The sequence below is a fragment of the Halorientalis salina genome (assembly GCF_005049285.1).
GTDB lineage: Archaea > Halobacteriota > Halobacteria > Halobacteriales > Haloarculaceae > Halorientalis > Halorientalis salina.
The window spans coordinates 46871-62559 of record NZ_SOSC01000002.1 but is presented as its reverse complement, the minus strand read 5'-3'; the positions used below and the strand labels follow the sequence as shown (position 1 = coordinate 62559).

11 protein-coding genes are annotated in these 15689 nt (G+C 66.3%); 7 read left to right on the top strand and 4 right to left on the bottom strand.

The features are described 5' to 3' along the window. Window positions 1–2: 2 nt before the first annotated feature. Window positions 3–2309 (bottom strand): methyl-accepting chemotaxis protein, encoded by a 2307-nt coding sequence (locus E2481_RS04710; RefSeq protein ID WP_136715984.1) that lies wholly within the window; start codon window positions 2307–2309, stop codon window positions 3–5. Between the two features lie 237 nt (window positions 2310–2546). Between E2481_RS04710 and E2481_RS04705 the strand changes: the two genes are divergently transcribed. Both E2481_RS04705 and E2481_RS04700 read left to right on the top strand, forming a co-directional pair. Beyond that, window positions 2547–4004, top strand: coding sequence for a protein kinase domain-containing protein (locus tag E2481_RS04705; protein WP_136715983.1), 1458 nt, complete (start codon window positions 2547–2549; stop codon window positions 4002–4004). 3 nt (window positions 4005–4007) lie between these two features. Then, entirely contained in the window at window positions 4008–4763 is a 756-nt protein-coding gene (locus E2481_RS04700; protein ID WP_136715982.1) for a hypothetical protein, read from the top strand. A gap of 213 nt (window positions 4764–4976) precedes the next feature. Here the strand turns inward: E2481_RS04700 and E2481_RS04695 are convergent, their stop codons facing one another. Next, window positions 4977–5639, bottom strand: a complete 663-nt coding sequence (locus E2481_RS04695) for a glycerophosphodiester phosphodiesterase (protein WP_136715981.1) — start codon at window positions 5637–5639, stop codon at window positions 4977–4979. A gap of 155 nt (window positions 5640–5794) precedes the next feature. Between E2481_RS04695 and E2481_RS04690 the strand changes: the two genes are divergently transcribed. From E2481_RS04690 to E2481_RS04680, 3 genes are all read left to right on the top strand, one after another. Continuing rightward, the gene (locus E2481_RS04690) at window positions 5795–6502 is read left to right on the top strand and encodes an SDR family oxidoreductase (protein ID WP_136715980.1); all 708 of its coding nucleotides are present in this window, start codon (window positions 5795–5797) and stop codon (window positions 6500–6502) included. 145 nt (window positions 6503–6647) lie between these two features. Beyond that, window positions 6648–7988, top strand: a complete 1341-nt coding sequence (locus E2481_RS04685) for a sodium-dependent transporter (protein WP_136715979.1) — start codon at window positions 6648–6650, stop codon at window positions 7986–7988. 44 nt (window positions 7989–8032) lie between these two features. Continuing rightward, window positions 8033–9430: a sodium-dependent transporter gene (locus tag E2481_RS04680; RefSeq protein ID WP_136715978.1), complete on the top strand. Its 1398-nt coding sequence runs from the start codon at window positions 8033–8035 to the stop codon at window positions 9428–9430. Between the two features lie 93 nt (window positions 9431–9523). Here the strand turns inward: E2481_RS04680 and E2481_RS04675 are convergent, their stop codons facing one another. Both E2481_RS04675 and E2481_RS04670 read right to left on the bottom strand, forming a co-directional pair. Further along, window positions 9524–10498, bottom strand: a complete 975-nt coding sequence (locus E2481_RS04675; protein ID WP_136715977.1) for a TSUP family transporter — start codon at window positions 10496–10498, stop codon at window positions 9524–9526. Window positions 10499–10718: 220 nt separating this feature from the next. Continuing rightward, window positions 10719–11345, bottom strand: a complete 627-nt coding sequence (locus E2481_RS04670) for a uracil-DNA glycosylase family protein (RefSeq protein WP_136715976.1) — start codon at window positions 11343–11345, stop codon at window positions 10719–10721. Between the two features lie 237 nt (window positions 11346–11582). On the opposite strand from E2481_RS04670, the gene acs reads away from it, so the two are divergent. After that, the gene (gene acs, locus E2481_RS04665) at window positions 11583–13547 is read left to right on the top strand and encodes an acetate--CoA ligase (protein WP_136715975.1); all 1965 of its coding nucleotides are present in this window, start codon (window positions 11583–11585) and stop codon (window positions 13545–13547) included. 156 nt (window positions 13548–13703) lie between these two features. Further along, window positions 13704–15533 carry a bacterio-opsin activator domain-containing protein gene (locus E2481_RS04660; RefSeq protein ID WP_136715974.1) on the top strand — a complete coding sequence of 610 codons (1830 nt, stop codon included), beginning with the start codon at window positions 13704–13706 and terminating at the stop codon, window positions 15531–15533. Window positions 15534–15689 lie beyond the last annotated feature (156 nt).

Here is a 15689-nt window from a genome sequence, read left to right as displayed (position 1 = left end):
AGTTAGTCGTCGTCAGTAGTCGCAGCCGTCGTTCGATCGTCCGTTCCCGCGGCGTGGGCCGCTTCGGCATCGAACCGTTCGAGCAGGTTCGACAGCTCGGTGGCTCGCGCCCGGAGCGCCTCGGCGTTGCCCGAGACCTCCGAGATGGAGTCGGTCTGTTCGTCGGCCGCCTCCGCGACCGTGTTGGCCTCCGTCGAGGTCTGCTGGCTGATCGCCGTCAGGTGATCGATCACCTGCATCACCTCCTGGGACGTACGGGCCTGTTCGGCCGTCGCCTCGTCGATCTCCTGGATGCCCGTGTCGAGTTCTTCCGTGTGCTCGACGATGGTTTCCAGCGCGTCGACCGTGTTCTCGACGGTCTCGACGCCGTCGGTGATGCGGGCCTGTGTCGTCTCCATCGTGTCGACGGTGTCGCCCGCCTGTGCCTGGATGCGCTCGATCCGGTCCTCGATGTCCCCGGCCGCGTCCTTGGTCTCCTCGGCGAGTTGTTTGACCTCGTCGGCGACGACGGCGAACCCTTCGCCGGCTTCGCCCGCACGGGCGGCCTCGATGGAGGCGTTCAGCGCGAGCATGTTCGTCTGCTCGACGATCTCGGTGATGACGCTCACGATGTCGCCGATCTCGCTGAGTTCCTCGTCGAGCTGCGTGATCTCCTGGACCGTCGCCTCGGTCTCGTCTTCGATGGCGCTCATCCCCTCGATGGCGTCCTGGGCCGCTTCACGCCCGGTTTCGCCGACCGACGCGGCCTCCGCGGAGGTGTCCGCGACCTCCTGTGCGGAGGCGGCCACTTCCTCGGCGGTCGCCGAGAGGTTCTCCATCTGATCGGCCGCATCCTGGAGGTTCTCGCTCTGTTCACTGGCGCCGTCGTAGATCTCCCGGATCGACTGGCGGACCTGCTGGCTCGCCTCGTCGACCGTTTCGGCGCTCTCTCCGACCGCCTGGCTCGATTCGAGGACGTTCTCCGCGAACTCCTGGGTGTTGGCGATGGTCGCCTCCAGGTCGGCGATGGCCTCGTTGATGGCCTCGGCGATCTCGGCCATGGCCTCGTTGTCCACGTCCGCATCGGCCCGAACCGTGAGGTCGCCGGCGGCCACCGCGCCGAGCACGTCGCCGTACTCCTGGGCTTTCCGCTGGAGCCGTTCGTTCATCTCGCGGGCTTCCTCGCGCTCGCGTTCGGCCTCCTGACGGGCCTCCTCGGCCTCTTCCTGGGCCGTTTCGGCGCTCTCACGGGCCTCTTCGGCCTCCGTGATCTTCGAGCGGAGCGACCCGCGCATCCGGTCGAACGACCGGTAGAGCGACCCGATCTCGTCGGCCCGGGCCGAGGTGAGATCTACCGACAGGTTCCCGTCCGCCATCGCCTCGGCTCGGTTCGAGAGCCGGCGCAACGAGATCGCCGTCCCGCTGCCGATGGTCACCCCGATGAGTCCGAGGTTGATGACCGCCAACATGATGAGCCCGATCAGATCGGAGTTGATCTGCTGGCCGAGGGCGTACGCCTCCGAGGTTGGCGTGTGCGACATCACGGTCCAGTCTTCGCTTTCGAGGGCCATCGACGTCATCAGGACCCGCTCGCCGTCCCTGGTCACCTCCGAGAACGAACCGGACGTCGACTCCCCGTCGTGTTCCGTCAGTATCTTCGAGGCGTTCGGATGGGCGATGTAGCGGTTCTGGTCGTCGAGGACGACCGTGACGGTCTCGTTGTTATCGGAGGACAGCGCCTCCGTCCGAGCCTCCAGGTCGATCATGTAGACGAGCACCGCGTCCTCGTTCGGGACCGGCGTCACCACTGCGACGATCGGATGGTCGGCGATGGGGACCGTGAACGGCTCCGAGACGTGGACGTCGTTCGGACCCTCGAACGCCGGCGGGTTCTCGGCGAAGGGTGCGCCCTGCTCGGCGGGGCTGACGCCGACGAACTGCTCGTCCGAACTGGCCGTGAAGGTCCCTGTCGTGGTGTTCATGTAGTGTACCGCGACGACGTCCGGCGGGACTGACTCGTCGGCGACCATCGTCTCCAGTTGCCCCTCGATCCGGTCACTGTCACCGGACTTGAACACCGCCAGTTGTGAACTGGTGCGCGCGTTGCTCTTGACGGCGTTCAACCAGGTGTCCAGCTGATCGGCCTGCGTCTCCGAGACCGTCCGGAGTTCGTTCCTGACGTCCTCCTGGAGACTCGCCTGTGCTTGTTGGCTGATGACTGCACCTGACGCGACGACGACCAGTATCGCCAGCGCCAGTGCGAACCCGAGCCGAGCGGTGTACCGACTCCGTATGGACTCGGGCAGAAGAGATAATGTATCTCGTGCCATTGTCGATGGCCAAGGACTATCCTATGTAAAGCGTTCCTCCGTAATTCTCACTGCTGATAAGGTGCGGACGGTCGGTTCCGTCTCGAAGTCACTGGTCACGAATTCCCGCGTGGCACCGCTCCTGTGCCGACACGGCCGTTCAGGTCCCCGACAGCCGTCGCGATTCTCTGGTTGTGAATCTAACACAAGCGTCTTATGGGGTGACTTCCAACTTCTCGGGAACAGAGACGCAGTCACATGGTACACGGATCAGACGACGAGTCGAGCGTCCGCCCCGTCTTTCGTGAGACGGTCGCTGATCCCGCGGCCGGGCGCGAGCAGCTGTCCGAACTGCTCGTCCTCCTCGATTCCGACGACCGACCGACCAGGCTGAACGCGGCGTGGTCGCTCTCCCTGGTCGCACAGTACGATCCCGGTGCCGTCGAGCGGATCGCGACCGGACTCGCCACCAGGCTCGGTACCGACGGGGAGGGGGAACCGACGGCCGAAGCGGAGCTGGCCTTTGCGTACCTTCGCAACCGTTTTCCCGAAACCGTCTCCGAGGTGCTCTCGGACGTGGCAAAGGAGTCCGCGGTCGAAGACGTCCGCCGCCGCCTCGGGGAACGTGGGGGAAGCCTGGCCCGGAGTGACTACATCAGCGGCGGCATGGTGTCGCGGGACGTCGGCCGGACGAAAGTCCCCGAGGGGAACGAGAGCGACCCACGGAGCGTCTACCAGAACCGGCAAAACGACGGCGAAGAGCCCGAGGAGATGAAGGACCTCTCGGAACTGCTCGACGGACGGGTCGACGATCTGGACGACCAGCGGCGGGCAGCAGCCAGACGGCAGGGACGCGAGGCCGACCTGGAACGGGCGGCCGGGGAGGCGGCCATCGAGGACATCACCGAGGAGAGCCGGTTCGACCGACTGGCCATCGTCGCCCCCGGTATCGACGGCCGGTACACGACGATCTTCCGGACGCGCGCGGTGCGCGGTAACTCCGAGGAGGGCATCGCGATCAACTGCTTCCGGACGCCCGATTCGGACCGCGAGCGGTTCGCCGCGGAGGTGACCGACGCCCTGGAGAACTGGGCGGCTATCGCCGACGAGGACTCGGTCGTGTCGCTGTTCGACTGGGCCAGTTCGCCCGCGCCCTGGATGGCGACGGAGTACGCGGTCCGGACACTGTACGACCGGACCGACGTGGATCTGAGCCGGGCGATCCGGGACGCGGTCACGGTCGCCAAGACGATATCGCACGCCCACCAACGCGGCGTTATCCACGCCGGCATCGACCCGTACAACGTCGTGTACGCCGACGGGTTCATGTCCGAAGGGGACCGCCCGCTCGTGAAGAACTTCGGACTGATGAACGTGATGCGACAGTACTTCGATCCGTCGACGCTGCTGGACCCCCGGTACGCGGCCCCGGAGTATTTCGACCGAAGCTACGGCGACATCGACCACGCGACCGACATCTACCAGCTCGGTGCCGTCGTCTACAAACTCCTGACGGGGCGACCGCCGTTCGAGGGCAACTACAACGAGGTCCGGACGGGAATCTTGAATACGGACCCCGTTCCACCGTCGGAACACGACCCCGAGATCACGAACGGGCTGGACGAAGTCGTCAGGAAGGCAATGGCAAAACAAAAACTGACCCGCTACGAAACCGTCTCACAACTGGTGAGCGATCTCCGTCGGGCGGCCGAGTAGAGCATGGACGTGGTACCTCTCCAGTCGGTGTTCGCCGTGGACAGCAGCCTCGCGTTCATCTTTTTCATCGCCTTTTCCCTCATGACCGTCCTCGGCGTCCGCTTCGCGCTGTACGCTTACTGGAACCTGGGGGCAACCGACCTGGACTCACAGGCCGTGCTCTGGGAGTACCTGTTGTTCGTCGGCCTCGCGGCCGCCCTGTACGGACTGTTGGGCGTCGTGGAGTCGGTGACGGCCGTCACACCGTCGATGACGGTCGTCGAAACGCCGTATCGGGACGGCGTGTTCCTGGCCTTCCTCCTCATGCTCGCGCTGACGATGCGTGAGATCTACGATAACGACGCGCTGACGAACGCAGGAATCGACTCCGGCGGCGCCTTCGAACAGCGCCGGACCATCGAGATGAGTTTCGCCGTCATCGTCACCGGGTCCGTGTTCGGGACGGGAATCTTCGGGACGCACATCGTCCTGACGGCGGTCGAAGGCGTCGCCGCACTGGTCTTTGCCTCCTACGGCCTCGTCTACGGCCAGCGGCAACTCTCCCGGTCGTCGGTCCAGGGGACCATGATCGATTCGCTCCTGCGACATCTCCTCCCGGTCGTGGCCTTCGGACTGCTCGTCCTCGCCATCGACCTCACGATCCTCTTCGGGCTGAACGTCGGCATCGTCCGCCACATCCAGGTCGTCTTCGTCATCATGACCGCGACGACGCTGATGACCGCGACCATCAAACTCCGCCAGAACGTCGCTGGCCTCTGATCGGCCGATTCACCTCCGAACAACCCGATACGCGGACACGGTGCGACCCCGGATCTCGGTATCTTTTCCGATACTCGGCCGGTGGATTTATGTGCTCCGCGCGCTCAATTCGTGACAGGCACAGGATTTCTGTGCCACCCCACCATCCCCCACCCCTTTCTACCTTTCCCGACGCTCGGGAGCCGTTGCTCCGTTCCTGCGGGTCGCGACGCGTCACTTCTCACAGACGTCCGGTCGGTCGACGATGACGCCGTCGACGCCGACGACGTCGAGCGCGTCCGCGTCGTGTCGGGACGGAACGGTCCAGGCGTTGACGTTCAGGCCGGCGTCGTGGGCTCTGTCGACGAACTCGTCGACGCAGAGCTGCCAGTGGGGGTGGAGCGCCGTGCAATCGAGCTGCCGGGCGGCGTTTATGATCCCCTCCTCGTCGGCCTCGGCCGAGATGTACGCGAGCCGGCTCCCGCCGGCGCCGCGAGCCTCCCGGAGGGACTCGGTGGAAAACGACGAGATCAGCACGTCGACGTCGGCGTCGTCGGCCGCGGCCAGCGCGTCGGCCGCGATTCCCCCTTCTTTGAGTTCCAGGTTGAGTTCGCCCCCGTCGGGGACCGTTGCCAGCACGGCGTCGAGCGTCGGAATCCCTTCCCCGGAGTCGAGGACGTCCAGGCCCGCGAGTTCGGATCGCGAGTAGTCGACGACCGCACCCGTGGTCCCGGTGACGCGGTCGACGGTCTCGTCGTGGACGACGACGAGTTCGCCCGAGCCACAGCGGCGCACGTCGACCTCGACCGCGTCGACGTGTTCGAAGGCGGCCCTGACGCCGGCGACCGTGTTTTCGGGGTAGGTCTCGGCGAACCCCCTGTGAGCGATACAGCGCACGTTACGGTATCCTCCGTAGCCGGGTGAGAAAGTGTTTGTGCCGCTCGACCCGGGATTGCCCCGTCGCTTGGAACCACGACCCGTCGTGAGCGATGTTTCGGTCAATCTTGTGGCACGCGCCTGGTTTTTTGCCCTTTCGGGCGGTACGCAAGGATATGGGAGTCGAGTTCGACTTCGGCGGGGACGTCGTCCTCGTCACTGGCGCGGGGGGAGTACTGGGTAGCGCAGTCATCGAGGCCTTTCACGATGCGGGGGCGTCGGTCTGTGGCGCGGACATCGTCGGGCCGGACAGCGAGGACTTCCTGGCCGACCCCGAACCGGTCTGTCACCACCAGGGCGATTTCACCGACGAAGACGATGTCGAGCGCATCGTCGACGACATCACCGAGGAGCGGGGCGGCCTCGACTACCTCTGTAACGTCGCGGGGTCGTGGCGCGGCGGCACCCCCATCGAGGAGACGGACGTCTCGGACTTCGAGTTCATGCTCGACGTGAACCTGAAGACGGCCTTCCTGGCCTCGAAACACGCGCTGCCGTATCTCCAGGACTCGGGGGGCGCAGTGGTCTCGGTGTCGGCGCGGTCCTCCCTGGAGGGCGGCGAGGGTGACGGTCCCTACCGGGCGAGCAAGGCGGGCGTCCGGCTACTGACCGAGACCATCGCCGCGGAGAACCGCGGGACCGTTCGGGCCAACGCCGTGATGCCGAGCGTCATCGACACGCCGACCAACCGGGAGATGATGCCCGACGCCGACCACGACGCGTGGGTCGACCCCGCCGACATCGCCGAGACGGTTCTGGCCCTCTGTTCGGACGCCACGAGCGTCACGAGCGGTGCGGCGGTCCCGGTGTACGGCGAAGCCTGACGGGGCACTGGACGGGAATCGACCCGTGCGGACAGGCTTGTACACTGTCCGACGCACCCGTGTATCGATGTCAGTTTCTGGAAACCGGCGCCCCGGTTCGTCCCACAGGGATTAAATTGGGGGTCCGGGTATATGGACGTTGACAATGTCACAGAGAGAGACGTGGGCGACGCGCGTCGGGTTCCTCGTAGCCGCCATCGGGAGCGCGGTCGGGCTCGGCAACCTCTGGCAGTTCCCGTTCAAGACCGCCGGCAACGGCGGAGCCGCGTTCGTCGTCTTCTATCTCGTCGCCGTGTTGCTCATCGGCTTCCCGGCGATGCTAGCGGAGTTCGTGGTCGGTCGACGGACACACCGGAACGCCGTCGACGCCTTCGAGGAGTTGGGCCACCGATCCTGGCGGATCATCGGTGCCGTCGGGCTCCTCACCGGCTTCTGGATCCTGTCGTACTACAACGTCGTGGGCGGCTGGGTGCTCCGGTACATCCTCGGGAGCGCCACGGGGTCGTACTTCGGGAACGCCGAAGGCTACTTCGTGGCGGTTTCGGCCGGGCCCGAAGCCGTTCTGGCACAGGGCGTCTTCCTGGCTATCGTCGTCGGGATCGTGGCTCTGGGGATCGAGGACGGTATCGAGAAAGCGACGAAGGTCATGGTCCCGAGCATCGTCGTCCTGATGCTCGGGCTCGCGGCCTGGGTTGCGACCCTCGACGGGGCCGGCGCGGGCTACAGCTACTTCCTCTCGCCGGACCTGAGCACGATCACGGCGAACGCCGGAACCGTCATCCCCTTCGCCGTCGGACAGGCCTTCTTCACGCTCTCGCTGGGGATGGCCATCATGATCACCTACTCGTCGTACATCGGTGAAGACGACAACCTGCCGGTCGACGGCGGCGTCATCGTCGTCACCAACACGCTCATCGGCGTTCTGGCCGGTCTCATCGTGTTCCCGATCCTCTTCGCGAACGGCATCGACCCCGCGCTTGAGGGCGGAGCTTCGGCGCTTTTCATCGCCGTCGCCTCCGGGTTCGGCGCGCTCCCATTCGGCCGCGTCATCGGCGTCGTCTTCTTCGGTGTCGTCCTTATCGCGGCGCTGTCCTCGGCCATCAGCCTGCTGGAAGTCACCGTGGCCTACGCCAACGACAACTACGGGATCTCTCGCCCGAAACTCGCCGTCGGTGTCGGTCTCGGGCTGTTCGCTCTGGGCCTCCCCTCGGCGTGGGACACCGCCTGGCTGACCTGGTTCGACAACTTCGCCTACCAGATCTTCCTGCCGCTCTCGGTGCTCTTGCTCGTCCTGTTCGTCGGCTGGGTGCTGGCCGACGACGCCGTGGCCGAACTCCGTCAGGGGACCGGCGGGCTGGGCGCGTTCGGTCCGCTCTGGCTGTGGGCGCTCCGGACGGTCGTGGTTCTGGGTGTGCTGGCGACGCTTGCGCTCGGTTTCGACACGATGTTCCTCGGCGAGAGCCCGGCCGCCTTCGCTCCGTTCTGACCCGTCTCGTCACCCTTATCGCCCTCCGCTGGAAGACCTGACTGATGACGAGAGCATCGTGGCAGAGTCGGCTCGGGTTCATCCTGGCCGCAGTCGGGAGCGCCGTCGGTCTCGGGAACGTCTGGCGGTTCCCCTGGTTGACGGCCGAGAACGGCGGCGGCGCGTTCCTCCTGTTGTATCTGGTCGTGATCGTGCTCGTCGGCGTCCCGGGACTGCTGGGTGAGTTCGTCATCGGGCGACGGACCAGCCGTAACCCGGTGGGCGCGTTCGAGCAACTCGGCGGGCGCAACTGGCGCGCGCTCGGCGGCCTCGCCCTGGTCGCGTCGGTCGTCGTGTTGACCTTCTACTCGGTCGTCGGCGGCTGGATCCTCCGGTACGTCCTCGGCAGTCTCACCGGTGCGTACTTCGACGCCCCCCAGCAGTACTTCGCGGCGATCGACTACGGACTGGGTGCCGTCGGGTTCCACGTCCTCTTTCTGGCGCTGACCGCGGGCGTCGTCTACGCGGGGGTCGACCGCGGCATCGAACTCGCGACGAAGGTGATGGTCCCCGCCATCGTCGTCCTGCTGGGCGCGCTCGCGGCGTGGGCGGCCACGCTCCCCGGTGCCGGCGACGCCTACGCCTTTTACCTCACCCTCGACGTGGCGTATCTTCGGGCGAACTTCCTCGACGTGCTCGCCGCGTCGGCCGGGCAGGCGCTGTTTACGCTCTCGGTCGGGGCTGGCGTCATGTTGACCTACGCCTCCTATCTCGGCGAGGACCGCTCGCTCGCCGCCGACGGGACCGTGATCGCCGCGCTCAACACCGGCATCGGCGTGCTCGCTGGGCTGGTCATCTTCCCCGTGTTGTTCACCCTCGACGTCTCGCCGGGGGAGGGCGGCCCCGGCGCGCTCTTTATCAGCCTCGCCGGCGCGTTCGGGCAGTTGCCGTACAGTCGCCTCGTCGGCACAGTCTTTTTCGGCGTGGTAGCCCTGGCCGCGCTGTCGTCGTCGATCAGCATCTTCGAAGTGCTGGTCTCCTATCTCGTCGACGAACGCGACGCGACGCGGTCGCGCGCGACGGGCGCTGTCGCCGCCCTCTTTCTGGTGACCGGCAGCGTCGCGGCGATGATTCCGTCCGTTTTCACCCTGCTCGCGGACACCATCGCGAACCTCGCGTTGACAGCCGGACTGCTCGGGTTCCTGCTGTTCACCGGCTGGGTGCTCGGCCGATCGGCTCTCGAGGAGTACCGGTCCGGTGCCGGCCCGCTGGCCAGCGCTGTCGGTGTCCCGTGGCTGTACGCCGTGGCCGTCGTGCTGCCGCTGTTCCTGGCGTTCAGTCTCCTCTCGGGGATCACCTCCGTGGTCGGTCTGTCCGTCGGTTTCGAGGCGCTCGCGGTCGCGGCAGTCGTCGGCGTCGGTGGCGCTATCGCCCTCGTCCGACGGCCGGGGGCCGTCCTCTGATACGGAATGCTGTAGAACATTTCCGTATCGACCGCCTGACTGCGGGCGGTCGTAACGGTACACAGCTACAGCAAACCGTATGAGGGGTCCGATCTAGAAGAACAGCACCGGAATCGTGTTCCGGAAGATGTTGAGCGCGATGATCCCGAGCAGGCCCACGACGAACCAGTTGAACCGTTCCTCGTCGATTTCGAGCCGCCGGAGGTACGTGCCGGCGAGGAGGCCGACGATCGTGACGACGGCGATGACACACCCGAGCCACAGCCGATAGGGCGTCATGAGGTCGGTCGCGGCCAGGACGGTCGTCCCGCCCACCGTGAGGGGCGATTCGATGGCCGTCATCGCGAGCATCTGGAGGATGCGGACGGTGAAGATGGTCCCGAGGACCATCGAGAGGCCCCCGATGTACCGTTCGGCGTCGCGCTCGAAGGTGTGGAAGTACGCCGGCAGCAGCGGCCCCAGGTTCGAGGCGGCGAGCAGGAACCCTTCGAGGAAGCCGGCCGTACTCAGCGCGAGCGGGTGATGGGCCTCCTCGACGGTCACGAAGTTCTGAACGATCTGGAAGACGACGTACCCGAAGATGATGAGGCCGATGAGGAAGGGAACGGCGGGGCCGGCGCTGTACTGGGCGAGGAACGTGACGCCGACCACTGAGCCGACCACGGCCAGGACGAGCAACACCCACTCCTCCCGGACGAACGCGAGTCCGGTGTCGGTCTCGCCGATCTGGAACATGTTGAGCATCCACGGCGGAATGGCGAGCACGACGACAGCGAGCGTCGGGTCGATGACCGTCGCGAAGATCGGGGTCGTAATGAGCGCGTAGCCGAAGCCGATCATCCCCTTGACGACGCCGGCGAGCACCGCGACGCCGACGAACAGCGCCAGCGTCGTCAGGCCCACGTCGGCCTGGATGCCGGTGGCTATCCCGTCCCGTCCGGGGTATAGGACGATGGCTCCCAGAACGACTGCCAGCGTCGCGAACGCCATCGTCACCTCCCGGTAGCGGAGGGCTCGCAGGTGTCGGGCGAACTGTCGCGCGTCGATGTCTGCGTGGTCCGTTGCCATGTGTCTCTGAGTGGTGTGTCCACCGGCTCGTGACTACATTCAGGCCTGCCCCACGTATGGGTGACACTACAGCGGAGAATCCTGCTCGCGTACGAGGCGAGCGCGACGCACGTTTTTCGACCGCGTTCCGCGGAGTCACGCTGTTTTGGCGGCTATCTCCCGATCGCCGGTCGTCACAGGTTGCGGGGATTTCTTCCGCATTCCGTGCGCACCCAGCTCCTCATCGAACGAAGTAGGGGTCGTCGTCGGCGACGAATCGACCGAGATCGACCTCGCGGCGGTAATCCCCCTGCTGGAGGTCCCGGAGTGCCGCCACGAGGTCGGCCTCGTCGGCTTTCGTCCAGTCGACCGGCTCTTTGATCGGATAGACCAGGAAGCCGCTCCCGAGCAGTTCGGTCGCGTGTAACTCGCTCACGTCGCGGTTCGGGTCGCGAGCGGTGTAGTTCGCGAGGACGTGCCGGGTCGCGCGCTCGCCCACCGGCAGGAGGACGTGTGCCGTGATGGCCCGGAGTTCGGCGTCGAAAACGGGCTCCAGTCGCGCGTACTCCTCGTCGCTGGGCCCGTCTCCGCCGGGAACGCACATGTACAGGTACGACAGGAAGGTCCTGTCGACGGTCGGGGGCGTTCCGACCCGGTCGAGGAGTCCGGCGGCGACGAGGGCCTGCTGGAGTCGCTCCCCGGCAACGGACTCCGTGAACGGGATTCCCGAGTCGACGCCGCCGTGGACGCCGGGGTGGTCGCCGACGACGTGGAAGTGCGCGTTGGCGTCGCCGTATCCGGGAACGAACGGCTCACAGGGTGGCCGCATGTCGAAGGGGTTCGAGGTCCGGTCGGTGACGTTCTCCACACTCTCCGGAGAGGGTGGACGACACTAAAACTGCGCGGGACCGGCGATCAACTCGTGGTACTTCCCCGGTCGTCGCGCTCCTCCGTCGGGCCATAGCAGCCGAGTTCGAACACCGCAACGAGGTCGGCTCGGGCGCGAGGTTCTGACCGGACGCCGCCACGAGAGCGGCGAACCTGTTGCCGTGGGGAAGCGATTAGTGCCAACACTTATTCTGGCAAGGCCGTACGTTCTCCATAGATGCCAGCCGACGACGAGGACATGGAGACGCGGCTGTCCGCTGGCGAGTGTATCGATCCGCCGTCGTCGTTCCGTCAGCAGGCGAACCTCTCCGACGAGGCCGTCTACGAGGAGTTCGCGGCCGACTGGCCCGACGCTTGGGCGCGGGCCGGCGACCGGCTGGACTGGGACACCGAGTACGACCGCGTGCTGGGCGGTGACCGACCCCCGTTCCGCTGGTTCGAGGGCGGTCGGCTCAACGCCTGTTACAACTGCCTCGACCGGCACCTGGACGCCGGCCGGAAGAACAAGGTCGCACTGAAATGGGAGGGGCGACTCGGCGAGTCACGCTCGTACACCTATCTGGAACTGTACCGCGAAGTCAACCAGTTCGCCGCTGCACTGCGGGATCTGGGGGTCGAGGAAGGCGACGTCGTCACGCTGTACATGCCGATGATCCCCGAACTGCCGGTCGCCATGCTGGCGTGTGCCCGCATCGGCGCGCCTCATCTGGTCGTCTTCGCGGGCTTTGCGGCCGACGCGCTCGCGATGCGGATGGACAGCGCCGGGTCCGAGTATCTCGTCACCTGTGACGGCTACTACCGGCGGGGAACGCCGGTCCACCAGAAGAACAAGGCCGACAACGCCCGCATCGAACTGGACCACGACGTGGACGCCACGGTGGTCGTCGATAGGCTGGGTGACGAGACGCCGCTGGACGACGACGAGTACGGCTACCGTGACCTGCTGGCGGCCCACCGCGGCACCGAGGTCGACCCGGTCCACCGCGACGCCAGCGACCCTCTCTTTCTCATCTACACCTCCGGAACGACGGGCGAGCCGACGGGCGTCAGGCATACGACGGGGGGATACCTCGCCCACGTCACCTGGACGAGCCACGCGGTCCTGGACATCAAATCCGAGGACACCTACTGGTGTTCGGCCGATATCGGCTGGATCACCGGCCACAGTTACATCGTCTACGGCCCGCTGGCGCTCGGGACGACGACGATGCTCTACGAGGGCGCACCGGACCATCCGGAGAAAGACCGGGTCTGGGAACTCATCGAACGCAACGCGGTCGACGTGTTCTACACGGCCCCGACCGCGATCCGGACGTTCATGAAGTGGGGCGAGCAGTACCCCGAGCAACACGACCTGTCATCGCTGCGGCTGCTCGGGACAGTCGGGGAACCGATCAACCCCCGGGCCTGGAAGTGGTACTACGAACACATCGGCGGCGAGGAGTGTCCGGTCGTCGACACCTGGTGGCAGACCGAGACCGGCGGGATGATCGTTTCGACGCTTCCGGGCGTCGACGAAATGAAACCGGGATCGGCGGGTCGGCCGCTCCCGGGAATCGGTGCCACGGTGGTCGATGCTGACGGGACGCGGGTCGACCCGGGCGAGGCGGGGTATCTGGTCCTGACGGACCCCTGGCCGGGAATGCCGCTGTCGATGGCCGAAAACGAGGGGTGGTTCGTCGACCGCGAACCCACGCGACCGGTGCTCGACCGCTTCGACTGGGCGTACTTCTCCGAAGACGGTGCGGCCGTCGACGAGGACGGGTACATCACGCTGCTGGGCCGGGTCGACGACGTCATCAACGTCTCCGGCCATCGCTTCGGGACGATGGAGATCGAGAGCGCGATCACCGACGTCGAGGGGGTCGCCGAGGCCGCCGTGGTCAGTGCGCCCCACGATCTGAAAGGCCAGTCCGTCCTCGCGTACGTCTGTCTGGCGGAGGGGTACGACGAGGAACCGCTCCGAGATACCATCCAGGACGCCGTCGGGACGGCGATCGGTCCCATCGCGGTCCCGGACGCCGTCGTCTTCACCCCGGACCTCCCGAAGACGCGCTCCGGGAAGATCATGCGCCGACTGCTGTCCTCGGTCGCCCGCGGCGAGGAACTCGGCGACATGAGCGCGCTCCGGAACCCCGAGATCGTCGGCGAACTAGAAACTGCCTTCGACGGTAATAACTGAACCGGGCCGGAGCAGCCGACAGGCCGAACGCGGGTTTCGCCCTTCTCGAAAAACACGAAACGCAGATCGAACGATCCCCCCGTCTGTCGGCGGATACCCGTCCACGGCTGATGCGGGGCAAGGTTTTTGTTTCGTATTCTTGTAGTATTGCGAAACATGGGTGTGGGAGAGACGGCCGATGGAAATCGGATGCAGATCGGAGCGGCGGAGTACCGCACCCTCCGGCGTGCGAGCGAGACGTATCGGGCCGAGCTGGTGCTTCGGCTCGGGGGAGAAGTGGGGCTTCGACCGGCGGAGATCACGCGGATTCGACCGGATCACGTCCGGAATCGCGACCACGATGGGGCTGAGCATTACTTCCTCACGGTGCCCGAATCCGACGCGGAGACCCGGCTGGCGTACCTGCCCGAGGACGTCGAACACGACCTGCGGCAGTACGCGCGCGCCGAGGACGTGGCAGCGGACGAGCGGTTGATTCCGGTGACACCGCGGCGCGTCCAGATGCTCGTCTCGGAGGTCGCCGACCGCGCCGCGGACCGCACCGGCGAGGACCGGTTCCGGGAGGTGTCCTCGCAGACCCTGCGACAGTACTTCGCACGCCACCTGGTGAAAGAGTGGGTCGACCCGCGGGTGGTCCAGGCGGTCGGTGGCTGGGAACGCATCGAGAGTCTCGCCCCGTACCTCGAGGAGCCAGAGCCCGACGACATCGCGGCCGCGTTCGCCCGCTCCGACGCGATTGACTCCCGTCTGACCGACGCCGAGACGGCCACGGCCGAGAACGGTTCCGGGCAGCCGTCGTTGGCTCGATTGGACCGGATTATCGACGGCTTACGCAACGTCGGCGAGGGGTTGACGACCGCCTCGACGCGCGAGGAGGTCGAACGAACGACCTGTGAACGACTGGTCGGCGTCGGTTGCTACCAGTTCGCGTGGTTCGCCCAGCGCGAGGGCGACGGGTTCCGTCCCGTCGCGGTGGCGGGACTCGATACCGATGCCGTCGACGAACTCGCGGTCGCCGACGGCGCGGCCGGGACCGCTCTCTCGGAGGATCGGGTCCTGGTGTCGTCGGTCAACACGGACGACGCGTTCGCCCCGTGGCGGGAGTACGACGCGGATGCGGCCGCCGTGATCCCGGTCGACGACGGCGATTCCACCTACGGAGTGCTGGGTATCGGCGCAGCCGCGACCGGCGACATCAGCGACCGCGAGCGAACGTTACTGGCGGACCTCGGCGCGCGCGTCGGGCAGGCCATCACCGCCGCCGAACAACGGAAGTTCCTTCTCGCCGACACGTCCGTGGAACTGACCTTCGAGTGTCGGAACCCGGATTCGTTTTTCGCCGGCGCGTCCGCCAGATTCGACGGGACGCTCTCCATGGAGGGCGTCGTTCCGGGCGAGGAACGGTCGCTACTTTACTTCGTGACGCTGGCGGATGCACAACCCGACGCCGTCGTCGAGTGGGCCCCCACGACCGAGGCCGTCACCGACGCCAGGTTAGTCCGCGATTACGGCGAGGAGGCGCTGCTGGAACTGGTCGTCGACGGCCCCGACCTCTCGAAGACGTTGGTCGAACACGGGGCGACGATCCGTGAGATAGAGGCGACCGCTGGCCGGCAGGAGGTCGTCGGTGAGGTTCCCGCGAACGCGTCGGTTCGCGACATCGTGGACGACGTCACCGCGACGTTTCCCGGGACCGATCTGTCGAAAAAGCGCGAGCGGGAACTCCCGGCCGAGTCGCTCCCGGCGTTCCGGTCCTCGCTCAGGGAGAACCTCACCGAGAAACAGGCCGCCGTCCTCCAGGCCGCCTACCACGCGGGCTACTTCGAGTGGCCACGGGGCAGCACCGCCGAGGAACTCGCGGACGCCATCGGAATCACTTCGCCGACGCTGCACAATCACCTGCGGCGCGCCCAGCAGAAACTCCTCTCGACCTTCTACGACCAGGCCGACCACCACGCGACTGATATGCCCTGGACCGACGAGTGAGTGGCGAGTCGCTAACTGTTTAGTGAGTGCCGTGTTGTCCCGCGAAACCCGGTGACGTGACGCCGACCGAACGACACTGACGCCCGTTTTCCGCTAATTATCGGCCAGTAGAAACCGCATTTTTGTTCTCTGGCGTTTATCTTCGCGCTTACTTGT